30 protein-coding genes and 1 tRNA gene are annotated in these 25,447 nt (G+C 44.4%); 17 read left to right on the top strand and 14 right to left on the bottom strand.

The features are described from left to right. A partial coding sequence (locus QXE01_04490) for a hypothetical protein (GenBank protein MEM4970493.1) occupies positions 1-229 on the top strand: 229 nt, incomplete at its 5' end. 123 nt (positions 230-352) lie between these two features. On the opposite strand, the gene QXE01_04485 is transcribed toward QXE01_04490, so the two are convergent. Beyond that, positions 353-976: an ABC transporter substrate-binding protein gene (locus tag QXE01_04485; GenBank protein MEM4970492.1), complete on the bottom strand. Its 624-nt coding sequence runs from the start codon at positions 974-976 to the stop codon at positions 353-355. Between the two features lie 63 nt (positions 977-1,039). On the opposite strand from QXE01_04485, the gene QXE01_04480 reads away from it, so the two are divergent. Genes QXE01_04480 through QXE01_04470 form a run of 3 tightly spaced genes read left to right on the top strand, consistent with a single transcriptional unit; the run spans position 1,040 to position 3,430 of the window. After that, positions 1,040-1,372, top strand: coding sequence for a VOC family protein (locus QXE01_04480; protein MEM4970491.1), 333 nt, complete (start codon positions 1,040-1,042; stop codon positions 1,370-1,372). Between the two features lie 19 nt (positions 1,373-1,391). Then, positions 1,392-2,429 (top strand): zinc-binding dehydrogenase, encoded by a 1,038-nt coding sequence (locus tag QXE01_04475; protein ID MEM4970490.1) that lies wholly within the window; start codon positions 1,392-1,394, stop codon positions 2,427-2,429. A 50-nt stretch (positions 2,430-2,479) separates the two neighbouring features. Further along, positions 2,480-3,430 (top strand): fumarylacetoacetate hydrolase family protein, encoded by a 951-nt coding sequence (locus tag QXE01_04470; protein MEM4970489.1) that lies wholly within the window; start codon positions 2,480-2,482, stop codon positions 3,428-3,430. An 11-nt stretch (positions 3,431-3,441) separates the two neighbouring features. Here the strand turns inward: QXE01_04470 and QXE01_04465 are convergent, their stop codons facing one another. Beyond that, positions 3,442-3,696: a HEPN domain-containing protein gene (locus QXE01_04465; protein ID MEM4970488.1), complete on the bottom strand. Its 255-nt coding sequence runs from the start codon at positions 3,694-3,696 to the stop codon at positions 3,442-3,444. A 34-nt stretch (positions 3,697-3,730) separates the two neighbouring features. Further along, a complete protein-coding gene (locus tag QXE01_04460; GenBank protein ID MEM4970487.1) occupies positions 3,731-4,387 on the bottom strand; it encodes a hypothetical protein in 657 nt (218 codons plus the stop codon). A 143-nt stretch (positions 4,388-4,530) separates the two neighbouring features. On the opposite strand from QXE01_04460, the gene QXE01_04455 reads away from it, so the two are divergent. From QXE01_04455 to QXE01_04445, 3 genes are all read left to right on the top strand, one after another. Then, positions 4,531-4,755: a hypothetical protein gene (locus QXE01_04455; protein ID MEM4970486.1), complete on the top strand. Its 225-nt coding sequence runs from the start codon at positions 4,531-4,533 to the stop codon at positions 4,753-4,755. Next, a complete protein-coding gene (locus tag QXE01_04450) occupies positions 4,749-4,916 on the top strand; it encodes a hypothetical protein (GenBank protein ID MEM4970485.1) in 168 nt (55 codons plus the stop codon). Before QXE01_04455 ends, QXE01_04450 begins: the two co-directional genes overlap by 7 nt. A 195-nt stretch (positions 4,917-5,111) precedes the next feature. Next, a complete protein-coding gene (locus QXE01_04445; protein ID MEM4970484.1) occupies positions 5,112-5,567 on the top strand; it encodes a hypothetical protein in 456 nt (151 codons plus the stop codon). Positions 5,568-5,671: 104 nt separating this feature from the next. Here the strand turns inward: QXE01_04445 and menA are convergent, their stop codons facing one another. The 3 genes from menA to QXE01_04430 all read right to left on the bottom strand — a co-directional run bounded on the left by menA (position 5,672) and on the right by QXE01_04430 (position 9,385). Continuing rightward, the gene (gene menA, locus QXE01_04440; protein ID MEM4970483.1) at positions 5,672-6,565 is read right to left on the bottom strand and encodes a 1,4-dihydroxy-2-naphthoate octaprenyltransferase; all 894 of its coding nucleotides are present in this window, start codon (positions 6,563-6,565) and stop codon (positions 5,672-5,674) included. A gap of 197 nt (positions 6,566-6,762) precedes the next feature. Continuing rightward, a complete protein-coding gene (locus QXE01_04435) occupies positions 6,763-8,829 on the bottom strand; it encodes a minichromosome maintenance protein MCM (GenBank protein ID MEM4970482.1) in 2,067 nt (688 codons plus the stop codon). Continuing rightward, positions 8,810-9,385 (bottom strand): hypothetical protein, encoded by a 576-nt coding sequence (locus tag QXE01_04430; protein ID MEM4970481.1) that lies wholly within the window; start codon positions 9,383-9,385, stop codon positions 8,810-8,812. The genes QXE01_04435 and QXE01_04430 overlap by 20 nt, the downstream gene beginning before the upstream one ends. Before the next feature lie 320 nt (positions 9,386-9,705). Here QXE01_04430 and QXE01_04425 point away from each other — a divergent pair, with 320 nt between their 5' ends. Next, entirely contained in the window at positions 9,706-10,329 is a 624-nt protein-coding gene (locus QXE01_04425; protein ID MEM4970480.1) for a sulfocyanin-like copper-binding protein, read from the top strand. Between the two features lie 267 nt (positions 10,330-10,596). Here QXE01_04425 and QXE01_04420 read toward each other — a convergent pair. After that, a tRNA-Ala gene (locus QXE01_04420) sits at positions 10,597-10,673 on the bottom strand. Positions 10,674-10,979: 306 nt separating this feature from the next. On the opposite strand from QXE01_04420, the gene QXE01_04415 reads away from it, so the two are divergent. After that, the gene (locus tag QXE01_04415; protein ID MEM4970479.1) at positions 10,980-11,372 is read left to right on the top strand and encodes a carboxymuconolactone decarboxylase family protein; all 393 of its coding nucleotides are present in this window, start codon (positions 10,980-10,982) and stop codon (positions 11,370-11,372) included. 1,107 nt (positions 11,373-12,479) lie between these two features. On the opposite strand, the gene QXE01_04410 is transcribed toward QXE01_04415, so the two are convergent. The 5 genes from QXE01_04410 to QXE01_04390 all read right to left on the bottom strand — a co-directional run bounded on the left by QXE01_04410 (position 12,480) and on the right by QXE01_04390 (position 14,340). After that, positions 12,480-12,881 carry a type II toxin-antitoxin system VapC family toxin gene (locus tag QXE01_04410; GenBank protein ID MEM4970478.1) on the bottom strand — a complete coding sequence of 134 codons (402 nt, stop codon included), beginning with the start codon at positions 12,879-12,881 and terminating at the stop codon, positions 12,480-12,482. After that, positions 12,878-13,147 (bottom strand): antitoxin VapB family protein, encoded by a 270-nt coding sequence (locus tag QXE01_04405; protein MEM4970477.1) that lies wholly within the window; start codon positions 13,145-13,147, stop codon positions 12,878-12,880. Before QXE01_04405 ends, QXE01_04410 begins: the two co-directional genes overlap by 4 nt. A 218-nt stretch (positions 13,148-13,365) precedes the next feature. Then, positions 13,366-13,548, bottom strand: a complete 183-nt coding sequence (locus QXE01_04400; GenBank protein ID MEM4970476.1) for a hypothetical protein — start codon at positions 13,546-13,548, stop codon at positions 13,366-13,368. A gap of 140 nt (positions 13,549-13,688) precedes the next feature. Then, a complete protein-coding gene (locus QXE01_04395) occupies positions 13,689-14,060 on the bottom strand; it encodes a HEPN domain-containing protein (GenBank protein ID MEM4970475.1) in 372 nt (123 codons plus the stop codon). Continuing rightward, the gene (locus QXE01_04390; protein ID MEM4970474.1) at positions 14,008-14,340 is read right to left on the bottom strand and encodes a hypothetical protein; all 333 of its coding nucleotides are present in this window, start codon (positions 14,338-14,340) and stop codon (positions 14,008-14,010) included. The genes QXE01_04395 and QXE01_04390 overlap by 53 nt, the downstream gene beginning before the upstream one ends. A gap of 1,566 nt (positions 14,341-15,906) precedes the next feature. Between QXE01_04390 and QXE01_04385 the strand changes: the two genes are divergently transcribed. The 6 genes from QXE01_04385 (at position 15,907) to QXE01_04360 (ending at position 22,484) form a co-directional block, all read left to right on the top strand. Continuing rightward, positions 15,907-16,776, top strand: coding sequence for a DUF1028 domain-containing protein (locus QXE01_04385; GenBank protein MEM4970473.1), 870 nt, complete (start codon positions 15,907-15,909; stop codon positions 16,774-16,776). A gap of 203 nt (positions 16,777-16,979) precedes the next feature. Beyond that, positions 16,980-17,921 (top strand): hypothetical protein, encoded by a 942-nt coding sequence (locus QXE01_04380; GenBank protein MEM4970472.1) that lies wholly within the window; start codon positions 16,980-16,982, stop codon positions 17,919-17,921. A 90-nt stretch (positions 17,922-18,011) separates the two neighbouring features. Beyond that, positions 18,012-19,238 carry an ABC transporter permease subunit gene (locus QXE01_04375; GenBank protein MEM4970471.1) on the top strand — a complete coding sequence of 409 codons (1,227 nt, stop codon included), beginning with the start codon at positions 18,012-18,014 and terminating at the stop codon, positions 19,236-19,238. A 242-nt stretch (positions 19,239-19,480) separates the two neighbouring features. Continuing rightward, positions 19,481-20,272, top strand: a complete 792-nt coding sequence (locus QXE01_04370; GenBank protein MEM4970470.1) for a sulfide-dependent adenosine diphosphate thiazole synthase — start codon at positions 19,481-19,483, stop codon at positions 20,270-20,272. An 89-nt stretch (positions 20,273-20,361) separates the two neighbouring features. After that, a complete protein-coding gene (locus QXE01_04365) occupies positions 20,362-21,471 on the top strand; it encodes an IMP dehydrogenase (GenBank protein ID MEM4970469.1) in 1,110 nt (369 codons plus the stop codon). Beyond that, complete coding sequence (locus QXE01_04360; protein MEM4970468.1) at positions 21,468-22,484, top strand: adenylosuccinate synthetase; 1,017 nt, start codon at positions 21,468-21,470, stop codon at positions 22,482-22,484. Before QXE01_04365 ends, QXE01_04360 begins: the two co-directional genes overlap by 4 nt. 111 nt (positions 22,485-22,595) lie before the next feature. On the opposite strand, the gene QXE01_04355 is transcribed toward QXE01_04360, so the two are convergent. Beyond that, positions 22,596-23,513, bottom strand: coding sequence for a metallophosphoesterase family protein (locus tag QXE01_04355; GenBank protein ID MEM4970467.1), 918 nt, complete (start codon positions 23,511-23,513; stop codon positions 22,596-22,598). A 370-nt stretch (positions 23,514-23,883) separates the two neighbouring features. Here QXE01_04355 and QXE01_04350 point away from each other — a divergent pair, with 370 nt between their 5' ends. Further along, on the top strand, positions 23,884-24,783 hold the full coding sequence (locus tag QXE01_04350; protein MEM4970466.1) for a hypothetical protein: 900 nt from the start codon (positions 23,884-23,886) through the stop codon (positions 24,781-24,783). On the opposite strand, the gene QXE01_04345 is transcribed toward QXE01_04350, so the two are convergent. Further along, entirely contained in the window at positions 24,742-24,990 is a 249-nt protein-coding gene (locus tag QXE01_04345; protein ID MEM4970465.1) for a hypothetical protein, read from the bottom strand. The genes QXE01_04350 and QXE01_04345 overlap by 42 nt on opposite strands. Before the next feature lie 148 nt (positions 24,991-25,138). On the opposite strand from QXE01_04345, the gene QXE01_04340 reads away from it, so the two are divergent. Further along, the coding region (locus tag QXE01_04340) for an Lrp/AsnC family transcriptional regulator (GenBank protein ID MEM4970464.1) at positions 25,139-25,447 on the top strand (309 nt) is incomplete at its 3' end.

Raw genomic sequence — 25,447 nt, 5'->3', positions numbered from 1 at the left:
GGTAGATGAGAAAGGATTGATAGACGTCAAACCAGGTGGATACACAAACATAGAGGGGATATTCGCAGCAGGGGACTGCGCAGGAGGAAAGAACAAATACTACTACCAACAGGTGATAACATCAGCAGCAGAAGGCGCCATAGCAGCTGACGCAGCATTCAAATGGATAATCCAGAAGGGATACCCCATAATAGGGCTTACAACCCCAGCTATAACACCAACACCATAGCAAGGGAAAAAATTACTCAGATATAGAATTACCAGGATGGCTTTGGATAGATATAGCTGACTATGTAGGGGACGTTCACCTCCTGCGTGTTTGGATATCTACCAGCTGCCATGTATATTGGCTTTACAACTCCTCCTGATATTGTATAAAGAGGATCCATGGCCTATTTATTATCTGGTTAGAGAAACCTATTCTTCCGAATGGCGTGTCAAACTCACTGCTACCAAGAACCTCTCTTATCTTATCATAGTTAAGGGTTCCCGCCCTCTCAATGGCTTCTTTAAATATGAAGCAGCTTATCATGACAAGGCCCTGTTGAACGTTCATATGTGTATATCCATACTTGCTATAATATCTATTGAAGAACTCCTTGATAGTTGGATGCATATCTGGATACCAGTTGCTCCACGTTATAACACCTTCCTTCGTCTTATTATCGAATCTTGTATAGAAGGCGGATGTTGTAGCCCCAACGCCGCCGATTATTAGAACCTTCGCAGATATGTTTAGCTCTTTCATCTGTGAGAATACTAGTAGTGTGTCGCCTGCATATGTATGTGCAACCATTATGTCGGGGCGTGATTCCTTAACCTTTAGTAGAAGGCCACTAACATCGGTGGCTGTTGTTGGGTAGCTGCCGTAGAAGACGATCTCACCTATTCTCCAGTCCTCTAAAATCCTTTTAGTCCATGTGGCATGTCCAACGCTCATATCTGTCTCAGCATATATTACGGCTATTCTCTTCAACTCGGGATGATCTGTTATTAGTTTTTTCAGGAATAATGCGAAGGCTATATTCTATATTGAGGTATCCATGGACATCACCATGTAGCCTACTATGTTAGAGACGCTAAGGATATATTCAGAGTAGCGGATATACTAGGCTCTGCAGAGCTATATGACTCAATAGAGGTCGGCCCTGGGAGACATGGTGCTGCACAGGCTTACTACTTCTATACAAGAGATCCCAGCGGTGGAAGGGTAGAGCTTATGACTGATAACTATTTAATCCTAGATCCAGATAAGTGGAAGCCTGTTAGATGGAATGTAAGTTATAAGGGGACATATGATTATTGGGGGCGAACTCATATATTTACGGAATACTTCCTAAAAACAGTGCTCAAGGTTATAGGCCCACTCTAAATATTTTTAAGGTGGTTCTATGAGGGCATATCTTCTGAGATCTTTTGGAGGTCCTGAGGTGCTGAGGATCGAGGAGATAGAGGGGCAGAAGCCTGGGTGGGGCGAGGCTTTAGTAAGGATCGTCTCTACATCGGTTAACAGGGCTGATATATTGATTAGGAGTGGACATCCAGAGTATAGGGTTAGGCTCCCCCATATCCTTGGTGGGGATGTTTATGGCTTCATCGAGGATCTCGGGGAGGGTGTATATGGCTTTGAGAGGGGAGACGCTGTTGTGGCTAACTTTATATATGGCTGTGGGAGGTGTTATTACTGCTCCTTAGGTCTTGAGAATATGTGTAGAAATAGATATATTATTGGGCATAATAGGTGGGGATCATACTCAGAATATATCGTTCTACCCGCTAAAACCCTTATAAAAGTTAATGGGTTCCAAAGGTCTGAAGAGCTCGGAGCCATACCCCTCGCCCTGGTGACAGCTTGGAGATCCCTTGTAACCCTATCTAAGATAAAGCCTGGGCAGAGGGTCTTTATATGGGCTGCCTCAGGAGGTGTTGGCACCTACGCTATTCAGATAGCTAAGCTCTTCGGAGCTGAGGTTATAGCTGCTGTTGGCGATAGTGAAAAGGGTAAGAGGCTCCTCTCTATCGGGGCGGATCACATTATATACTATAGGGAGGAGGATGTTGTCTCAAGGGTTGCGGAGATAACCGGTGGAGAGGGGGTCGATATTGTTCTAGACTCTGTTGGAGGGGATACTGTGCAGAAGTCCATAGATATGCTGAGGCCAGGGGGAATCCTCGTGATCATTGGTGTTATAGCTGGGAGCGAGGCTAGGGTTATGCTTAGAAGGGCATATCTGAAGGGTATAGTCATTACGGGAACTGCTGGTGGTAATAGGTGGGAGCTTGCAGAGGCTCTTGAGATGGTTAGGAGGGGCCGTATAAAGCCGATAATATATAGGGAGTATGGCTTTGAGGAGATACCCGAGGCTCATAGGGAGTTAGAGGAGGGTAGGGTTGTTGGGAAGCTATTGATCCATGTTTCTAAGAGGTGAGGAATAAAATCAAATATATACTTGTATAAAACTTGTAATTCGGTGGTTATATGAAGCTCCTGACCTTCTCTCCGAAGGGTCTCGACTCCCCTAGGCTCGGTGTTGCTATAGGGAATCATGTGTTAGATGTGTATAGAGGCTTCAAGGATCTCTATGACGCTACTCCACCAAATTGGTTCTCAGATCTCAAGCTCTTGATCGAGGGTGGAGAGCCTGCCCTAGATCTTCTTAGGAGGTTTGTTAGCGATGCTGAGAAAGACCTTAGATCATCATCCCCCACCCTTTTAAAGAACCTATATAGGCTTGACTCCATAGACTACTACCCACCTATATTGGCTCCGGAGAAGATATTATGCCTCGCAGCCAACTATATGGAGCATGCACAGGAATCCAGGATCAAGCCTCCCGAGGCCCCCTACGTCTTTTACAAACCTGCTAGTGCTCTTATAGGCCATGAGAGGCCGATCCTAATACCTAGATCCTCTGAGAAGGTTGACTACGAGGTTGAGCTAGCGGTTATCATAGGTAGGAGGGGTAAGTATGTTGAGGCCTCCAAGGCTATGAACTATGTCTTCGGCTATGCGGTGTTCAACGATATAAGCTATAGAGATAAGCAGATGCCCCCCGGCTGGCCGGAGAAGCTAGATCCATTTGGCCAGAGATGGCTACATGGAAAGGGCATGGATACAGGAGCTCCTATGGGGCCATGGATAGTCACCAAAGACGAGATCCCAGATCCACATTCACTCAGAATAGGGCTTAAGGTGAATGGAGAGACAAGACAGGATAGCAATACAGGGAACATGATATTCAAGGTAGATAAGATAATAGAATTCATAACAGATGGCATAACGTTAAAGCCAGGGGATATAATAGCTACAGGAACACCTCCAGGAGTGGCACTTGCAACCGGTAAATACCTAAAACACGGAGATGTAGTTGAAGCATATATAGAGAGAATAGGAACCCTCAGAAACACCGTTGTGAAAGAAAAGAGCTAGCTTTTTCTTTTTTACATTTTGAATCCCTTAATCCTATTAAGAAACTCCTCAAGAGATCTACACACCTCAATAGAGAGCTTCACAGCAAGCTCAGCCTCATCCCTCCCCACCATGGCCTCGTAATCTGCTTTCTTCCTAAGAGAATATAGGATTGCCATAGCAGCTGCTTCCCTCACAAGCCCCTTGTTTTTAATCGCATTTGCGAGCTTATCATCTCTCCTAGGTATACTCTCTCCAAGAACCTTTAGAATTTCCTCTGCAAGCATCCTCACAGCAAAATAAGAGGCGGAGGCCGCCTTATTATAGCACATTATCTCGAGATCCTTTATAGCTTCTTCTAGCAGTTTCTTTGATCCTTGTGACAATTTCTTCTCCCTCTAGGGCTATGTAGGGGCTTATTGTGATTTCGCCTCTATATTTATCCTCTATTGCGAATTTGATCTCCATGATCTTCATCATGGTCTCTTGATCCATTTTAGATAGGATTACGAGGACATTGCTCTCATAGAACTCCTCTCCCGGGATTATAATGTCCACAATACCCTTGATCTTCAAGGCCTCCTCCCTGAACTCTTCAAGAGCTTTTTCAAGTATCCTTTTATCCACATGATCTCTTCTAGCAGTTTCTTTGATCCTTGTGACAATTTCTTCTCCCTCTAGGGCTATGTAGGGGCTTATTGTGATTTCGCCTCTATATTTATCCTCTATTGCGAATTTGATCTCCATGATCTTCATCATGGTCTCTTGATCCATTTTAGATAGGATTACGAGGACATTGCTCTCATAGAACTCCTCTCCCTCCTCATATGCTATAAGACCCCTAAAAGTGGGGCCTAAGATCTTTCTAAGCTCCACAATAAAATCGATCACAGCGTTATCCCATTTGCTGGAGGAGTCATAGCTAATCCTAGCCCTATAAGATCTGCTCATCGATGTTAAGGAGTGATTTAACCGCATAGTCTTAATCACCAACAATATTAATACATAATAACCTTTATATCAACCGATCATCCCCATAGACACCTAGCTATCTCTACTACGAGTGAAGACCTCTCTCTAGGATAGAGAGATCGGAGTTTCGCGATCCCCGTCTAGGATGTGTGATCGAGGATATAAGGAGAGCTGGGGATTTCTTTATATATCCAGAGGATGCTGTTTTCATGCTCGAGAATAGGTTAAGAGGTCTTAAGGTGGATCCCAGCTATATCGGTGGGGTTGTTGAGGAGCTCTTCAGATCATTTGTGGTTGAGAGCATAGGATCTAGTGTTGATGATTTCAAAACAGCGATTCTACATGCTATTAAGGAGGCTGGCGAGGTATGCTAGGCTCCAGCGATTTAAGGGTTCTGATATACGAGATCCCGGATAACCCTCAGAAGAGCTTAGCATTTGAGGAGGCTATGTGGAGATCCCTTATAGCTGGTATTGTTCCAGATACTCTTAGGATCTGGAGGCATAGGAATGCAGTTATACTAGGATACTTCTAATTCGCTGAGGAGGAGGTTAACTTTGACAGGGCTAGGAAGATAGGTGCCACTATAGTTAGGAGATTCACGGGGGGAGGTGCTGTATATCAAGATCTTGGGTGTCTAACCTGGTTCATAGCCGTTAGAGGTCCGCCTGGGGGTGGGACTAAGTTTCTCTACACAGATCTTCTTCGAGGGTTTATAGATGCTCTTAAAATGCTTGGTGTTGAGGCGAGTATAGAGAATGTGACTGATGTAGTTATAGAAACGCCTCTGGGGAGGAGGAAGATCTCGGGGACAGTGGCTACATTTAAAGATAGCTATTACTTACTCCACGGAACACTATTAATTGAGATAAACTTCGAGATCCTGGGGAGTGTGCTTAAGGTTTCAAGGGCTAAGCTGGCTGTTAAGAAGATCTCGGAGGTTAAATACAGGGTAGCAAATCTAAATGATGCTTTGGGTAGGAGATTCCATATAAGCGATATAATAGACGCGGTTATAAAGGCGTGCTCGAAGCTTTTAGGTAAAAAGCCCCTCATAGATATGTCAATGAGGGAGGAGATCGGGCTGGCGGATAAGCTGTATGAATCAAAATATTCGAAGTCGGAGTGGAACCTACTTAGATTCCCATCGAAGTACTTTGAAGAGTATATAAAGCTAGAAACATAGATCCAATAGGGAGAAAAGATATTTGGAGAAGAGGATCTAAATTCCGAATTCCGCTTCTCAAGAATATCTAGCCCGATAAAAAGCTAGAAATCGTGTTTATCGAGCTATTGCAGGATCCCTTGTAATGCTAATCCCAGGGCCATTGCTATGCCGTAGAGCATTGTTAGCTGTGCTGTTTGTGGCGCAGCCGTGTCTGGCATCTCTCTATGAAAAGATCTTACCAGGTTTATTGCTCTAGGTGTTGTTATGAGGGGTGCTAGAATCCATGGGCCTGCTATACCTGTTATATATATTATCGGTGTTGCCACATATGCTATTGTAATCATTGCTGTGAATAGCTTTAACGCCACATCCTTTCCCAGCATAACTGTGAGGGTCTTAATACCGGCTGATCTATCATATTCATAGTCCCTAATCGAATCTATTAGAAGGACAGATGCAACTAGGATACCAATTGGTATTGAGACTATGATAGGCTCTATCTCCAAGTATCCAGTCTGGGTGTAATAAGATCCGAGAACCATAAGGGGGCCCCACATGAGGAATACAGCAGCCTCTCCAAACCCTCTATACTTAAGCTTAGCAGGTGGTGCGGTATATTCTAGAGCCACTATAACCCCCAGAATTCCAAGGGGTATTGAGAGCCATCTATCTATAATTGCAAGGTATATTCCTGCTGCTAATGCCATGGCAAAGAGATATATAGAGGTCATTATAGCTTGGGAAGGGGTCATGATCCCAGAGATTATTGGGTGAGGTCTATACCTAGTAGTAGGTGCTCCAGGCCTATCAACGCCATACATTGTGTCGAAGTAATCATTGGTTATATTTACAAAAGAGTGGAGAGCTATGGATCCTAAGAGGGTGATCAAATATATAGCTGGATCGAAGATGTGGTTAGAGCTATAGGCATATGTAGCCCCAACGCTTATAGAGACAGCGGTCATCGGGAAGCTCCAGGGTCTAAGAGCTAGGAGATATAGTGTTAGCCTTGACATGTCATGGCCTATACATATAACATAACAAAGATTTATATTTATAGTAAGATCTCTGCCTCTACGAGAAGGGACTTTCCAAACGCTAAACTAGAGCTGAAAGGTTATCAGAGCTAGTAAGTGATTAGAGATCTCTACTAGGCCATAGGTCGCCTCTCCTATGTTCTAGATGGTGCTTTGCTGTGGAGTATGTGATCTCTCTATGCTTTTCTATAGCACCCAGATGTTTTCTCATATATTATGCCTTCCTTCAATAGCTGGCTGAGCATCTTCTCAGCCGTCTCCTCCTCTATCCCCATCTCCTTTGCCTTGCTCAGTATCTCTTTAACGCTTGCACATCCAAGCTGGCTTGTGCTTGAGAGCTCTTTTATTATGTCCTCGAGCACTATCATCTTCTCCCTCCTACTCTTGGGCTTTCCAGTCATTATTGTATCTATATCTAGCGATCCGCTCTCAATGTCTATCCCAACGCTCTCTAGCATTGTCTTCATAAGCCTTATAGCCTCTGCAGCATCCTCCTCGGTTGCGATGTTGCTGAGCCTCATCCTCGCATGGGCCTCTGTAAGCCTTATAAGGGCCTCGAGCTGTCTAGCTGTAATAGCTATCGGTGTCTCCTTATTCTCCGCCGATGCTCTCCTCATCTCGACGAAGAAATCAGAGATCATTTTCCTAGCCTCCTCACTTAGCTTAGGCCTTATATATCTCCTAGCATAGGCTATGTATTTCCTCAGAAGCCCAGGATCTATTGGGGGTTTTATCTCCTCGAAGCTTGAGTGAACACTTGTGATATGCTCTGCTAGAAGCCTATCCTCCTCTATAGATGGTTGGTCCTTGAGAACAAATATGAGATCGAATCTAGAGAGTATAGTTACTGGGAGGTTTATATTATCTATCAAAGGCCTATCATCTATATACCTCCCATACCTTGGGTTACCTGCTGCAAGCACAGATGCTCTGGCATTGAGGGTGGCGTGTATACCGGCCTTGGATATCGATACCGTCTGTTGCTCTAGAGCCTCATGTATAGCTGTTCTATCCTCATCCCTCATCTTATCGATCTCATCAATGCATACAACCCCCATATCACCTAGAACCATTGCACCTGCTTCTAGATAGTACTCCCCTGTATTCTTATCCCTGACAACCGCTGCTGTTAACCCAGCAGCTGTAGATCCCTTTCCAGTAGTATATATACCCCTTGGAGCCACCTTGGATGTGAATTGGAGGAGCTGGGACTTGGCTGTCCCTGGATCGCCTATTATTAGCACATGTATATCCCCCCTTATCCTCGTGCCATCGCTCCTCTGCTTTGGAACACCTCCGAAGAGTAGGAGTGCTATCGCTTCCTTAACATCCCAGTGGCCATGTATAGCTGGGGCTATGCTGGCAACGATCTTCCTGGTTATCAGTGGATCCCTAGCAAGCTTCCTTATCTCCTCGATATCCTCCTCAGAGAGCTCTATCTCCTCAACACCCTTAACCCCTGTCTCTATGTTGTTCGCATAGATCTCGATCTCATATACCCCCTTAGCCCTTCTCTGCCCACCCCCTATAGGGGCTAGCCTAACTATCCCGATCACCTGTACCTTATCCCCTGGGCGGACTCTATCAACTATATCCCCCTCAAGGATCACCTGGATCTGCCTTGGCATCTGACCCGAGGGAACATTCTCAGGAGCCTCTCCAATAGAGATCCTCTGGTGATCTATGTATAGGCTTTCATTCTCCAAGAATTTGAAGACCCCTGAGGACATGCCGCACTTAGGACAGTATGGGGGTTTCTCAAGTGTTTCAGAGCTTACATCTACATAGAATTTCTCACCACACTCTGGGTTTATATGTTGCCACGCAGCCTTCACAACCCTCTGCCTCGGTGGTGTCATCTTAACCACTATACCCTCCACCTGGATCAGCTTCCCCACATGCTCATTCCTTATCTCCCTTATCGAAACACTATGGGGAAGGCCTCTGAACCTCGGTATAAGCTCTCCGGTGAATAAAACATACTCTGTCTTTGCTGACTGTGTCAATGCCTCGGAGAGGATCTTTATAGATCTCCCCGGATCCTCAATAACGATCCTCGCGAGCTCCTCGTCGAAGTTTATCAAGTCTATATAGTCGATCGCAACGCTTCTAAGGCCCCCGGCAATCGCTTCTCTGATCCTCTTCCTATACTTTATAGATCCATCGCTATCCTTTACGCTATCTATGAACTCGAGGAATCTTCCCAGGAGATCCTCTATCCTCTCACTGAGAGCTGCCTCCACCCCTCCCACCCAGAGCTATTTTTAGCCAATACTTCACATCATCATCTATAGCTCTGTATAGAGCCTTCTCCTCCACACTTAGGTTCTTCTCAAGCTCTGAGGATCTCTCGCTATATAGTATAGATGCTAGCAATATCTTCTGCATCCTGATCTGAATAATCTTGTTCATAGCCTTATATATAGCCTCAAGCTCTCTGAGATCGTCTGGCGATCCACCCTTTTTAACCTTATCCTCCAACAACCTAACAATTCTTGCAACCTCGAGATAGAAGTCCGGGGGAATCCTAGAGACAGCTAGTCCCCCCCTCTTGGCATGATCCTCCTCAGAGAATCTAACCCTATTTATATCACTCGAACCCCTGATCTCTCTCCTAACCTCTACATAACCCCTCCTCTCCAGAATCTCTGCAAGCCACCTAGGGAGCTCAACCTCAGTTCCCCTCACAAGCTCGATATCCGCGAAAGGTGTTCTACCTATGCTCCTAAGAATAGCTACAGATACGGGCATAAGCTCTCTCGAGGCCCTCACAGCTTCTATGTATAGCTCACCCTGCATTGATACCCATCTAATCTATATACCGCCAGAGGTCTTTAATACTAAGCCATATATGGCCTTCCTATATACTGGAAAGCGAAATCTCTCGTCTATATCGGCTATCTATGATCCCTAGATAGATCTTATAGATCCTCTCTGAGATAGAACATTATCTAAATAGCCTAACCATGTGCGAGGAAATACATGTGATCCGAGAAACCCATGTATATACCTATATATAACAGTATATAGCTATCCAACAATATATAGCTCCAGATAAACTAATGGGTTAGCCTACCCAGATTTATATCTTTGAAAGCAGGATATAGAAGGGAACCAGTTTGACCAGATATAGAAGGGCGATAAGCACAACAACAGCCGTTATAGCCATCGTAGTTATAATCCTAGCAGTAGTTTTGATAGCACTATATATCCAAAACATATCAAGACCAAGTGGATACCAGACAACATCTCCACCATCTCCACCAGCACAGACAACACCACCATCAGCTGAAGGAACCAAGCTACCCTATGACGCATCGAGCAAAACAGTCTTTGTCACACTGGATACAGTGACATCACAGCTAGACTTTAACGGAACAACCAGAGGTAGGCTTGTAATATATATCCCAGCTGGTTGGAATCTACAGATCACATATATAAACAAAGATCCTGGTGGTCTGCCCCACAGCGTAGGGTTGATAAAGAACAACACAGCGGTACCAAAAAGCACAGATCCTTCTAGAGATGGAGAGCTATTAGCATGGGCGCCAGATAGCTCCCAAGGAAAGACAGGATACCTCACAGGAATAGATCCTGGTCAGAGCACAGTATTAAAGGCATCATCAGTAGCAGAAGGAATATACTGGATAGCATGTGGAATCCCAGGACACGCTACCGGAGGAATGTGGATAGTACTTGTATCGTCAAGCAAGGTCTCAGAACCATATTACATAAAAACATAAATAAACACATATTCAGGAAAAGCAAAACCAATAACTTTTTATAACGAACTATTCTGATAACATAATATCGTTAAAAACCCGGAAAATTTAGTTCCATAGGCTCCTGATAAGGATCTCTTCTAAATATCTTCTGAGTAGCTTAAAGAGATATAGGAGCCGTCCAGCGAAGTTATATCCAATACGCTATGCTAGTAATTTTAATTTAATTTTATTTAATCTTATCCCATATATATACTAGTCTATACACAGCAATAATTAGAAGATCTATGGTGGACCGGCCGGGATTTGAACCCGGGTCCTCTCGGATGCCAACCGAGCGCTCTTCCAGGCTGAGCTACCGGCCCACCATAGTATGTTTTATTATGGGCAGTATAAGCTTTTACCCAATATAATTGAAACCCCGTGTTATAGCTTAGCTTCTCTATATAATTATCTGCTAATGCCTTCTAAGATTCCGTTATTATTAGGGTTTTTCGCCCTATCTGTTTTAAAAGATCATAGTCTATTTACCAAAAGCCAAAGAGTAGTTGAAGCCAGCTTCTAAATTAGATTGTGAAGAACCCGGGTTTTTAGAAATATATGGATACTCTAGAAATCCATAGATTATAGATATTAGTCTTAGTTAGTATGCTGGGTTAGGGGGGAATAATATGTCGTCACGGTATGAGGTTGGTCTTAGGATAAGGAAGGAGGTGTTGGGTGAGAAATATGTTGAGGAGGCTATGAAAAGTGCTACGGAGTTTGATAGAGATCTTCAGGATATATTGAATGAATATGTGTGGGGGATAGTATGGGCTGGAAAAGCTATACCGAGAAAGTATAAGAGTCTCATAAATATTGCGATGCTAGCAGCGTTGGGTAGGATTAACGAGCTTAAGATCCATGTTAAGGGGGCTATAAGGAATGGATGTACATTGGAGGAGATTAAAGAGGCCCTTATACAGGCAATGATATATGCCGGAGCACCTGCAGGTGTTGAGGGTTTCAGGGCTGCTAAAGAAGCTATTGAGGAGCTAAAGAGAGAGGGGATCCAGATTCGATAAGATCGTCTTTAATTAAATATCTCTCTATTCATAGCTACTCGAATCCTTGAGCATCGCTTTTTAACAGCAAATTGATAAGCCTTTCCGAAGCTGTTTCGGATTTTCATATACCACATCTCGGCATTACCTCTAAGAATATATTTCTGTTTATTAGATACACCAGTCTACCTCCGTAGACGTCTATATGTCCTTAATTCTATGTTGAAGTTCGATAGAGTCCATATCGATCTCGGAAAAGATTCTATCAATGACCTCAACGAGGTAGCCTTCGAAAACGATGGACCTCCTTTCAGCAAACATTATCCACATTAAGATGGCCTCTTCGACAGCCTTACTAATCGCCCCTTACTATAACCAAATCTCTTCATAGCTAGCTCTTTGAACTTCAACTCAAGCTTACTCTCAATCTTAGCTCTAATCATAAATATATATTCAGAGGGACTAGAGCAAATTAGGCTTATAGACTTAATGCTAAAAGCTATTTGTTCTCATGGCTACTTCTTACCTTTGGCCTCTCTTCTGGTTTTCATGGTTGTTTATGGTACAGAATAACCTATAGTGTTTCTAGCAAAACTATGGGTTAGAGGGACACGACGCAATGAACTCTATGAGCAATATGAGGAGGAGAAGCCGTCCGAGGAGCACTCCACGTCCCCGAGGAGAGGCTAGCTCCCGCAGGCGGCATAGGGAGCAGACAGAGAGTATGAGGGCGAGAGGGGATATCAAACACCATGAACAGCAATGAAGACCTAACCCCTAAACGATAATGGTTCCTAGATAATTGAACAGAATTTATATTGTGAAACTACGATTTAGGATAAAAGGTTCTGACCTTCTCCCCTAGGGTGCTAATAGAGGGTAGTGAGGCGAGCGTTTCCCCACTCACGGTGTTTGTGAGTGGGGTTAGCCCTTGGTGTGGGATCACCAGCTTCACCCGCACCCCATGGGGCTCTGTCGAGCCCAACGTCACAGTGCTCCCACCTGGTGTGTTTTCCGCTGCCCCTCAACGCAGCGCGAATCACTGGGGCAGCCCTCTGCCCCAACCAAGTAAACTAGAGTGATAAGAGATATTTAAATTTATCGCTAAACCTGCAACAGCCTGAACTGCTATGAGCTAGAACCTCTGTGATATGGTATCACCTTTAGCCCGCGTATCTTGTTGAGATGTTTAGTATTGCCTGTGAGGATTGGGTATCCGTTCTCACGTGCTATAACTCCGATCAGTAGATCTCTGATATCTATAGGATGCCCTATTGAATATAGATATGCGATCTCCTCGCCGGCTTTTAAAGCTTCCCTCAATGTGAGGTTGAGGATCTCTAGTATATCGCACAGCTCTTCAACATCCCTCAACTTACCAATTCTATATGCTCCCCAGGACAGCTCGAAAATATTTATAACCGTTGTTGCTAGGCGGACTCTAGATTCTAGAAAACCCCTTATTATATTCACAGCTAACTCTCTACCCTTTAGAAAGTCGATCAGGATATCGGTGTCTAGAACAATCATTCTATCTTGGTACCCCATTTTAACCATGCTTCTCTTATCTCCTTCAATATCTTATCTAACTCCTCATCATTAACATCTTTCCACACACCCGCGAGATCTAATAGACTCCTCTTCTTTGCAAGCCTCAATATCACGTCTGAGAAGCTCTCGCCAGGCCTCTTAAGCTTTAATAGAGCTTCATAAGCTTCGATCGATATAGTGATCGTTTTCACACCCATCTCTACACCCCTACCAACTTTTAAATACACATACACACTTATAAACATGCCTTCTCCCCCATCCTCATAAACCGTTTCGGGTTTTACATAGGCTTATAAGGTTTGTTACCCAGAGGTATTTCAAACTGAAACTGCTCCAAGCCCCCTCTTATAGCGGTATATGGGAGTCTTAGAGGACTCCAAACTTATTCCTCTCAAAGGCTCCAGCAGCTATACATACTAGGTGGATAGGTATCTCGACATCTCCAATACTCATAGTTGATAAGTCAGTTGGATACTGCATCGTCTATGAAAGCACCAAACATCCTTTGATCTTCAAGTCTAATGCTGGATCTTGAGGCGCTCTCGACACATATTCTCTCCTCACCAACATCGTCGATCCCCTTGCCAGCTATCTCTATATCCTCACACTCCTCAGTCTTAGGAGAAACTATATTCCTGTCCTCCAACCTCCTTCAATCTCCTCAGCAGATATCCATAGCTCCATATATGGACAATCTCGAAGTTTATCTTCGAACTCTTGCCAGGCTCTTGAGGAGCGTGCTTGACTTAAAAATCGGGAGCTGTATGAGAAATTATGGATATCTACCTATGGAACTACTGAGTCTCTGCCAACTAAGCTTATGAATCTCTCGATAACTTCTATAGCCTTTTTAGCCATCTCGACACTTGCTCTGGCCTCTTCCTCGGTTACTCCCTCGCCGTAGTCGGCTTCTTTCCTGGCCTGGTAGAGGATCTTTAGGATCTCGGAGACCTCTGTTAAGCCCTTGTACTTTATCGCGTTGGCCAGCTTATCGTCCCTCCTGGGGACTGCCTCCCCTAGGATCCTGAGTAGTGTTTCTGAGGCTTTCCTAACTGCGAAGTAGGATGCCGATGCGGCCTTGTTATAACATCCGATCTCGAGATCCTTAGCTGCCTCCTCTAGAAGCTTCTTTGAATGCCTTAATAACGTTCTCCTCACCCTCGTGGGCTATGTATGGGTTTATAACGATCCTCCCGCCGAACATATCTTCAACCTCGCCAGCGATCCTAAGGATCTTAGAGATGGTATCTAGATCCCTCTTCTTAACAATGACGAGGACATTGCTCTCATAAACCTCACCCTCAGGAATCACGATCCCCACTAAGTTGTCCTTCAAATCGCTATGAAGCCTTATGAAGAGACTCGATATAGCTAGATCCCAGTCCACATTCATTAGAACCCTCGGAGAGCCCCTGGCCATGGTCTTAGCGCTTGACAAGTACATCTCAGCGCACCTCAGCTAGTCTAAAGGGATTATTTCCATGGACTTCACAGCCTCGGCTGGCTGGATACAGAGCTTTGTCAAATTATTATTAAGCCATGTAGCTATACCCAGAGAATGCCACCAGCTAGAAAATACTTGTTAGAGATAATAAGCATTAGTAAGGCTAGATGGGCAGGGGCAGGAAACCTTAAATATTTCGTTCTATTTCTTCTTATATGAGCATTTCCCCACTCATGGAACTAAAAATATTTAGAAGTAATTAGAGTTCCGTGAGTGGGGTTAGCCCTTGGTGTGGGTTCAATAGCTTCACCTGCACCCCATGGGGCTCTGTCAGGGGAACGCCATACCCCTCCGATCTGAGGAGAGATGTATTGTAGAAGATTTTATGTAATGTTTCTTGTGAAGCGCTATGCTCTAGAGCATAGCCTAGCATCTCTTTATATGCTTCTCCAATCTCTTTAAGTGCTTTCCTGCCAAACCTATTAGCCAAGCCTCGAGAACAACAGTTCTCCTCAGAATCTTCAACCCACTATACAAAAATATCAACAACTAGAAATAAATAGAAATATCTAGATATATCGCTAAACCCGAAACAGCCTCCATTGAGGAGTGCCAAGCAATAGGGTGTCATTTCTTTGCAGAATCTTTGGTTCCTTTATTCTAAATAGCCTCTTCAGCTCTTCTGGCTGGCTCTAGATATTTATAGATCCTCATTATAGCGTGTGTGATCTCCTCTTCGGCTTAGAGGGCAGAGCTTTCAGCTGTAAAACAGGGTAAATACCATACGCTCTGCGCAGAACCCTGCGGCTTCGGTCACTACGCAATGATAGCCGTGATAATGGCATAATAACAACAGCGACAGGCCTTACCATTTAAAATTCTTAAAACACTTCTTCGAAGAACAAGTATAGCTATTATAGATATAGTTTTTAGGTGGAAACAGCAGCGTTGTTTCTCTCCCATAATTCTCCTTTGATCAGAGCTTTGGCCCTACATCACAGATCAGATGCCCTCTGGCGAGGGCCCCATACATCACCGTAGTCTCTTATGCATCACCGGATTTATTTTTAATCTATATGCTACATCCATAGATCTCTGGGTTTCCAAAATATATTTCTCCATAATCGAGTTCGCGATGAATCTGCTATGGAGATCTAGAAAGCTATAGGCGGTGGATGTTCTTCTAACTTAGTTTTATTTTGAGGGGTCTCGCGATCAAAGATCTGCAGGGGTTATATGGAGAATATAGATCTAGCCCTCCATAGACGGCTATGGGGCTGCAATCTTTTTGATGTTTAGAGGATAAGCTTATATATTTAGAGCCTGCCTGGGTGATGGGAGCGCTGCTCCAAGCCTATGCAGGTTTACCCTAGATGGGAGCCCCATGCCGTTGGGCTCTACAGCCACCCATGAGCCTATAGGGATACCGAGATCCCTATGGGCGAGGTAGAACCTCTAGATGTGACCAAGAACTATAAGATGAATGGAATGAACATCTAGGGAGAAACGGTGTTTCGATAAAAATATAGTTTTTCGGGATTAAGATAAATGGTGATTGTCGTGACCTTTAGTATCGTGGGTTTCGATCCATATACAGGTGATCTAGGGGTTGCTGTTGCCAGCAAATTTTTAGCAGCGGGGGCTGTTGTTCCACATGCTAGGGCGGGTGTTGGTGCTATAGCAACCCAGGCTAGGGCTAACTATCTTTATGGCCCTAGAGGGTTGGAGATGCTTGCCAGGGGCATAGATCCCCAATCTGTTCTGGACACGCTATTGAGGGAGGATCCTGATAGAGAGGTTAGACAGGTTGGGATAGTAGATGCTAGGGGTAGGGTTGCAGCTTTTACTGGGAGGAACTGTATAGATTGGAAGGGGCATAAGTTTGGGAAACACGTTGTGGCACTTGGGAATATACTGGTTGGGGAGAGGGTATTAGATGCCATGCTAGAGGCATATGAATCGACAGAGGGAGAGCTTGTAGATAAGCTCCTCGCAGCCCTAGAAGCAGGTGACAGGGCTGGAGGGGATAGAAGGGGAAAGCAGAGCGCAGCAATACTTGTTGTTAGAGAGAATGGAGGGTTCCTAGGGTTTGGAGATAGATATGTAGATCTCAGGGTAGACGATCATCCAGAGCCTGTTATAGAGCTTATAAGGATATTCAAGCTATACGACTCAACAAGGCTTATGAGACCCGGCTCGAGGGATATAATAGCTATGCCAGCTAATGATGTGAAGATCTTAAAGCTAGCCCTCAGCAGGCTCGGCTTCTACAAGGGCGATATAGACGGCTATATAGATAGGGAGCTTGCACAAGCACTAGTATCGTATCTAGCTAGCAAAGGACTATCAACAATACCATATATAGATGCTCAGATGGTGAAAAAGATAATTAGGGAAGCTGGGGTTGAATTATCGATCAAAAAAGTTTAGAATAGATTAGGGGAGATCTTTCAACATATTACTAGGATATATTTTATTGAAGTTTATTGAAGGATATAGTCAAGATATCATCATATATTTTATTCATGGATATCTAGGGTTTATAGCTACCTAGCTGAGGATATAGGGATATGCAGGGATATAGTCTGAAGTTTATGCTTAGTCTATCCATATTATTGAGGGGCTTCGAATAGATGGATGCTAGATCATATACTTTGGTTGTTGTTAAGGGTAGCATAGCTAGAGGGGTTATTTCGAATATGCTAGCGATGGCTATTGGATCCTATATACTCTATGTTGTGCTCACTAGTATATATCCCACATGGGGGCAGATTATATTCTTGCTTCTCCTATCCATACTAGTTGGATCATATGGGCTTTGGATCCTGTATAAGGTTAGGATGAATAATGCTATTGAGAGAATAGCTGAGGATCTGAAGAGATATGGCTATCTAAATCTACTCGGCGGCAGGGTGGAGATCTGTAGAGCGCGTATCGAGGGATCCTATAGACGTAGATCATATATAACGCTGGTTAGAATCGAGAAGCTAGGGGAGAGCCAGCTAGGAATCGATATGAGGGATCTGGGTAGACTGGGCTCGTTAGGTGCGATCATAGCTGTGAGGGGTGATGAGGGTGTATTAATCGGAGATATATATAGAGTTGCTGGCGTGGGTTTTAAAAATCTCCTATTAATACCGATATTCCCAAGCCTCCCCATGATTAGGGTTGAGGAGAAGCTGGGAGAAGGGGAGGAGCTAGCGACATTCAGCCTGGAGCTTGGAGGATGTGGTATAAAGGGCTCTATTATTTCACATGCAAGATCTAGGGCTAGGTCTTATAGGGTTGAGATGAGGCTAAGAGATGAGTCTCTATATTTTAGCAAGGAATATAGTGTTGCGATCTATAGGGGAGAACCTGGATCATTTATCTATAATCTTCAATCCTGTAATCCTCTTCTAATCCTAGCATGGCAGAGACCCCTAGATCTGAGGGATATAATATCTGCTGTTAGGAAAGCAATAGGGGGATATGATAGGGAGTTGTTGATAGGCTATAGGGAGGGGGTTCTCACGCTCTCGCTGATAATCGATATACCATTTGCGAAAGATATAGTTAGGCGGATCGTTATATAGATAGTCAATAAAACATGTATTGTAATCCTCTTTGACCGGTATAATATCATTATCTATATATTTCTTAGACATATAGCTGCTTGGATATAGATGGCTATAAAGCCCCTCCTATGGAAGGAGCTATTAGAGCTTATAAGGGATTACAGGACTCTCGCAGCCCTAGCTGTTCTTCCACTTGTAATGCTACCTCTCCTAGGCTTTATGACAACGTATCTCCAGTATCTGGAGCAGGGTGCTCTCCTTATTGTGAATAGAGATAGCTCTTCTGGATATATAGGTAATATCTCTATTTCCTCCTCATATATTGAGGATTATATAGCTTCCTCGATGGCTTCTAAGGGTTATATTGTGTATAGAGGGGATACAGGATCGCCTATAGATGTTGTGCTCATAATACCCCAGGGTTTCTCCAAAAACCTCTCCTCCTTAGTTGATAGGGCTGTGCTAGAGATCCAGAGGATCCCTGGCTCTCCGAGGGCTGATAGGCTTATCTCTGATCTCTACTCAGCTATCCAGGATCTATCTATCAATATATCTAATATGAAGATAGAGCTTCTATCCATGCGAGCAGGGGTTAAGGTGGATCCAAGCAGTGTTAGAGATCCTATATTGGTTCTCTTAACAGCCTATATAACGCCTTCCGGGGCTGAGATAAGTTTTGAGCAGGCTATGAGGATCTATATTGCCAGGCTCCTCGCATTCTCACTAGTATTTGTCTCCACACCTGCAACAACATATGTTGTCGACTCTATATTGGGTGAGAAAGAGAGGAGAACACTTGAGATCCTCCTCATATCTCCCCTCAAGAGGAGGGAGCTGGTGCTGGCCAAGGCCTTCTCAAGCTCGTTGGTGGGGCTCTTCGCTTCTATAGTGGAGGTTGCCGCTGTGATAATATTCCTCCAGATCCTCTCCCAAGGACTTCTAGGGGGAAGGGCATATGATCCACAGCTAGTTGTTCTAAGCGCAGTTGTAGTCTATCTAACAATACTCTCAACACTAGCCCTCTCCCTCCCAGCTATAGTTAGAAGCGCAACTATGAGAACAGCTCAGATAGCCTCCTCGATAATAACGATTATATCCTCATCGATATTTTTCTCAGCATTGTTCGTTGATCTCGATAGACTCCCCATGTGGATTTTAGGCCCGCTGATGATCCTGCCATATACGCACTCAGTATTGGCGATAAAGACCTTTTCCATTGGCGATCCCATAGGGGTTATAGTGCACTTAGGATATCTCCTAGCATTCTCATTAATACTGATCATAGTATCATCGCAAATACTTAACGAGGAGAAAATACTTATGAAACCCACTTAGAATAACATCAAAACCTCTAACAAAGATCTAAAAAATAGAAGAGATACTAGAGATCATATTGGCGGACGAGCATCGAATATGCCGAGGCGAGAGTTCTTCTAGCCCTGTCAGAGAGTATAGAGTATAGGGTCGATGCCTTTGGTTTAAAGCAATGATCTCTATTAGGCTAAGCCATCTAGGATCTATAGATAATCTATAGAGCTTTTATAAACTAGTTATCGCATTCCCTTTGGTGAAAGCCCATGGGTAATAAGATCTTTGCAGATGTCTCTGAGGCGGAGATAGCGACAGCAATTGTTGAGGAGTTCAATAATCTGATAAGGGAGTATTCGAGGAGTGATGTGATAATAGTGGGGGGAGGCCCGGCGGGCTTAACTGCTGCGTGGAAGCTAGCCCTCAGAGGGTTGAAGGTTCTCATTGTAGAGCAGAACAACTACCTTGGTGGAGGCATGTGGATGGGGGGTTATCTAATGAATCCAGTCACCTTTAGATATCCAGCTAATAAGATCCTAGATGAGCTTGGGATACCTTATAAAGAGTATAGAAAAGGTCTATATGTTGCACACGGCCCTCTAGCGGCTTCTAAGCTAGCTAGCAAGGCTCTAGAGGCTGGTGCTAGAGCTCTGACACTCACAGTGCTAGAGGATCTCATTGTGAGGAATGGAAGGGTAGAGGGTGTGGTGGTTAACTCAGCACCTGTCCAGGGTATGCCGAGGCAGATCACCTGCCTAGATCCTATAGGCCTTGAGGCTAAGGTTGTTATAGACGCTACTGGGCATGAGGCAGCAGCTGTTAGAAAGCTAGCCTCTAGAGGGCTCCTCAAGTCCTCGGTTCTCGGGCCTATGTGGGCTGATGTCTCAGAGGATCTAGTTGTGGAGCGAACAGGCGAGGTATTCCCAGGCCTCGTGCTGGCTGGGATAAGTGTTGCTGAATACCACGGCCTCCCCAGAATGGGACCTACATTTGGTGCTATGCTACTCTCTGGTGAGAAGGCTGCTGAAATAGCCTATGAAATAGTTACTAAGAGGATTTAGAGAATAGATTTTACTTTTTCATGTTAAAAAAATGTTTTTTCCTAACCCAGTGCTTAAATACCCCTTTAACCACGGTAGTGTAGGGATATCTGGGGAAAATAGTTGGCTATGGTCTCTCCCTAGACGATGTTCTCCTCGTACCAGGCTATTCAGATCTGGCATCAAGATCAGAGGTATCTCTAAAAACAAGGTTCTCTAGAAGGCTATGGCTAAACATACCCATATCAAGCGCAGCCATGGACACGGTTACAGAGCATAGAATGGCGATAGCACTTGCTAGGATGGGTGGTATAGGTGTTATCCATAGGTTCATACCTGTTGAGAGACAGGTTGAGGAGGTTCTAAAGGTTAAGGAGGAGCCTGTGGGTGTCTCTAGCAGCGAGGCTATAGGGAGGGATGGAAGGCTAGCTGTAGCTGCAGCTGTAGGTGTTAGAGGTGATTATCTTGTGAGGGCTGAAAAGCTATATAGAGCTGGGGTAGATGCTATTGTAGTGGATGTTGCCCACGCCCATAGCAGGCTGGCTATGGATGCTGTTAAATCTATTAGAAGGGTTCTAGGGGATGATATTGATATAGTGGTTGGTAACATAGCTACTGCTGAGGCTGCAAGGGATCTAATAGAGCTGGGGGTTGATGGGGTGAAGGTTGGTATAGGGCCTGGCCATGCCTGCACCACCAGGATAGTTGCTGGGGTTGGTGTTCCCCAGCTCACAGCTATAATCGAGGTGTCCAGGGTTGCAAGGCAATATGGGATCCCTGTTATAGCTGATGGCGGTATAAGATCTTCTGGGGATATTGTTAAGGCACTAGCAGCTGGGGCTTCAAGCGTTATGATAGGCTATCTACTAGCTGGAACGGATGAGGCGCCTGGTAAGCCTGTTATGATTGGGGGCTATAAATATAAGCTCTATAGGGGTATGGCTAGCAATTCCTCCTATATCCAGAGGCTCTCTATAGATGGCCAGGATCCCGAGGATCTCTCCTCCTACGCCTCAGAGGGTATAGAGATGCTGATCCCCTACAGAGGATCTGTGCAAGATGTTATATCAAACCTTGTAAGCGGCATAAGATCTGGGTTCTCATATGTTGGTGCTAGGAATATTGAGGAGCTGTGGGAGAAGGCAAGGTTTATAGTGCTCGCGCCAGGGGCGATTAGGGAGAGCTATTATAGAGAGCCATGGGTGGGTGGTAAGCAGTGATAACAGTTATATGTGGAGGCTTCTTCGGAGACGAGGGCAAGGGTAAGGTGGCGGGATACCTGGGTTTGAATGGGGGATATGCTGCTGCTATGAGAACTGGGAGCATCAATGCTGGTCACACTGTAGTATATAATGGGAGGACATGGAAGCTAAGAATAGTGCCATCGGCATTTGTTAACAAGGATCTAAGGCTCTACATAGCTAGGGGATCGCTGGTAAAGATCGATGTACTTCTGAGAGAGATATCAGAGACAGGGGTTGCTGGTAGGATATGTGTTGATAGATATGCTGGGGTTATAGAGGATAGGCATATGGAGGCTGAGAGGAGGGATGAGATTCTAAGAGGAATAGGATCTACGTTCCAAGGTGTTGGAGCTGCAACAGCCGAGAGAGTTCTAAGAAGACTCAAGCTAGCATGGGAGTTCAAGGAGCTCGAGTCACTTCTATGTGATAGCGTTTCAGAGATATTGGAGCTGATTGATAAGGGTTTGAGGGCCATGGTGGAGGGGACCCAGGGGCTCTATCTAAGCCTATACCACGGAACATATCCATATGTGACCTCTAGAGATGTATCGGCATCAGGCATCTTATCAGAGGCAGGCCTAGGACCAAAATATGTTGAGGATATCATAGTTGTTTTTAAATCATATATCACAAGGGTTGGTGAGGGACCGCTAGAGGGGGAGCTGAGCTTGGAGGAGATAGAGAGGCTAGGCCTCATAGAGAGGGGCACAGTTACGGGGAGGCTTAGAAGGGTGGCGCCATTCAACATAGAGCTTGCCAGAAGAGCTGTTAAGATCAACTCGGCTACACAAATAGCTATAACAAAGATAGACGCCCTATTCAGAGGGGCAAGGGGTGTTAGAGAATGGAATAAACTTCCACCAGAGGCTAGAAGGTTTATAGAGAATATCGAGAACGAGCTAAGGATCCCAGTAACCCTTATAAGCACTGGGGAAGATCTCGAGGACATGATAGATCTAAGGAGGGAAAAAGGATTCGAACCCAGCTGATACTTCCCATAGATATAATCATAACCCCTAAGAAGATCTTAGAATAGATATGGATAAAAGCCTCTAATCCCTGGGATATGAGTAGATATAGGGCTAGAGAGGACTTTGGACTCACAGTAGCAATACGTTCTCCCTGGAGAACCCCTTAAAATCCCTTAGGTTTATTCGTAATGCTGCTGCATATGCATTATAATAGGGAGGGCCTTTCCTCGAGAAGATCGTGATTACTCTTGATCCATGGTTTAGCTTATAGCCCTCCCACACAGCCTCATGGCCTCTTATAACTGCTTTTAGACCTGTTTTTCTCAGGAATATCTCTGTTATCTTTTCCCCCCATAGATAGCCTGCTCCTCTTGGTGATGGTGCATACTCTATATCCGGGTCTTCTGCTGGGTCGTTCCATAGGATCTCCTCTAATGTTCTCTCACTCTCCTCGGCATTTAATATGCATTTCACATCCTCCCAGCAATCTATTGTTGAGAAAACAGGTATTCCACCATGGAGGAAGGCGGCTGAGCCTCTATATATTGCTGCATAGGGTAGTAGATCGAAAATCTTTCTTGAGAGATCATATAAGCTTCTCCACAGCGGGCCAAACCTCCATCTAAGAACCTCTGGATAGTCATGGGGATATACTGGAAGGCTCTCAGGAGGCTCATGATTACCTCTAAGAGTTATAACTCTCTCCCCATAGAGAGCCTTTAGCTTTGATATTAGGAGCAGGGTTTCTAACTGCTTATCCCCTCTATCAACATAGTCTCCCAGGAAGATCAATAGTGTGTCTTCCCTCATAACCCTCTCAAGATCTATTTGCTCTAGGATTGAAAGTAGGGTATCTAGATCACCGTGTATATCTCCTATCACAACAGCCCTGCTGTATCTCCTCACATCTATATCCACAACCCCCCTAGGCCTATCCCTAGAAAGCCACTCCCTCTCAAGGATCTCCCTATATTCCTCCAGGGCCTCGGAGATCCACTCAGCCTCTCTAGATCTTCTCAGGATATCCTCTAAGATCTTCCCTAGCATAGTGCTCACCAATATGCCGCCAATAAAAATTACTGTGCCAGCATATCAAATCAAAGATTCTCATCAAGCTTTATAAGCATACCTCTTTGTCATACTCCACCTTCTAGCCCCGATAAACATAATCACCCCCCGTATAAATCGGATCTCCCCACTCTAAATGGGCGGTGCTTTCAGCTGTAATAGATATAGCTCTTCTAGCTAACTTCAAATTAGATAGAAGCTCTCTACTCGAAAACAAAGGTCTTCAGTTAAAAGCCTAGATCCTCCATTTAAGCGGTTCCTAAGGTATTCAGCCCTCACACGGCTCTTCACCGCTCAGAACCGAAGTCGCTCATCACACCACTCTAATATTGGTTTGCGATATATATAGGTGGGAATTGGTTTCGGGATAGCTAGGAGGAGCTGTGCCAGATGTGGCAGAGATGCTTCCTATCTGTTAAGAGCTTCCGGTGAACCTCTCTGCACTAGGTGTTTTGAAAGGGCTGTTGTGAAGGCTATTAGAAGGGCTATTGGGGGTTATAGGGTTCTAAATCCAGGAGATCAGCTATTGGTTGTAGAGCCTCTGAAGATCCCTCCGTGGTTTTGGATCTCTATGAGATACCTTGCTAGGAGCCTCAGGAGTCATGGTAATAGAATAGCACTCCTCTCCTATAGAGGGTATAAGGATGTGTTTGCCAAGGGAGATATATATGTGGTGGATATCGGTGTGGATAGAAAATATATAGTAGATCTATGTAGGGTATTTGATGATCCCGTGAGGATTACTGGTTGCCTATTAAAAGCTGAATATATTCTAGGCTTTATCACAAGCAAATCCACTGGTATCAATATATCTGCCCTTATAAGGCCTAGGGATCTATGCTCCCTCATAGGCTTTCTAGGCATTGCTTATATGGATTTCGAGCTCGCTGTAGAGTCTCAACCCCTACGAAGAGCAGGCGATGTAATAACTATAAACCCTATCTATAATCTATCCTCAATAGATCTTACTGCGTTGGCGTTTCTATCTAACCAATATATATTTAATAGCTATGGGGAAGCAGCTCTAGGCCTAGATAGTATGGCAGTGCCAGGGGTTGACGAGCTTACTAGGATCTATAGCCATTCGCCAGAGATCATGTATAGCTCTTCTGAAGCGGTTATAAAGATCCTCAGCGGTGTTGAGAGGAAATGCTCCATATGCGGTGCTCCTATAGGCTCAGGCGATCTATGTTCTATGTGTAGCTATCTATACCCTCTTCTTAAGCATCTCCCTAACACTAGAGGATAGGTTTATACATCCAACCCCCTTCTCTAAAAGCCCTTTCCTAATCAGTGAGTCGATGACTCTTATGGGATCCTCTAGCTTATAGAGAAGCCTTAACTCCTTCACAGCAAGGATCTCTCCCACAGATATGTTTTTCCTAAAATACTCAAACACGATCCTTTCCTGGGGATCTAGCTGCTCGATAATCTTGCTAAGAGTATTGCTATCCATACCCAACTCCAAATAATATTAAATATTTACATAATAAATCTAGCTGCTCGATATAATAGAAAAGTCTATACTCTGAGCACCTGCTCGAGGATAGATTTAAAAGCTTTATAGCTAAACTTTTTAATGATATAAAGTGGGGGTGTAAGCCATGTCTGAGATAGATGAGAAGGATCTAAAAATACTAGAGGTGCTGCAGGAGGAGGGAAACATAACTTTCGTAGAGCTTGGCAAGAGACTTAATATGAGTCCATCAACAGCATATATAAGGGTTAGGAGGCTCAAGCAGATGGGGCTTATAAAGAAGGTGGTATCGATCATAGATTATCAGAGGCTGGGCTTCAAGGTGAGGGCGTTTATATTCATCAAGGTAGATCCTAAGAAGCTCGAATCTGTTGCAAGGGAGCTAGCCAATATAGAGAATGTCCTCCAGATCCAGGATATAACTGGTGAACCATCC

Source organism: Sulfolobales archaeon (assembly GCA_038897115.1).
In the GTDB taxonomy this organism is placed as follows: Archaea; Thermoproteota; Thermoprotei_A; order Sulfolobales; family AG1; genus AG1.
The sequence above is the reverse complement of the archived record's forward strand: the minus strand, read 5'-3'. Positions and strand labels throughout refer to the sequence as shown.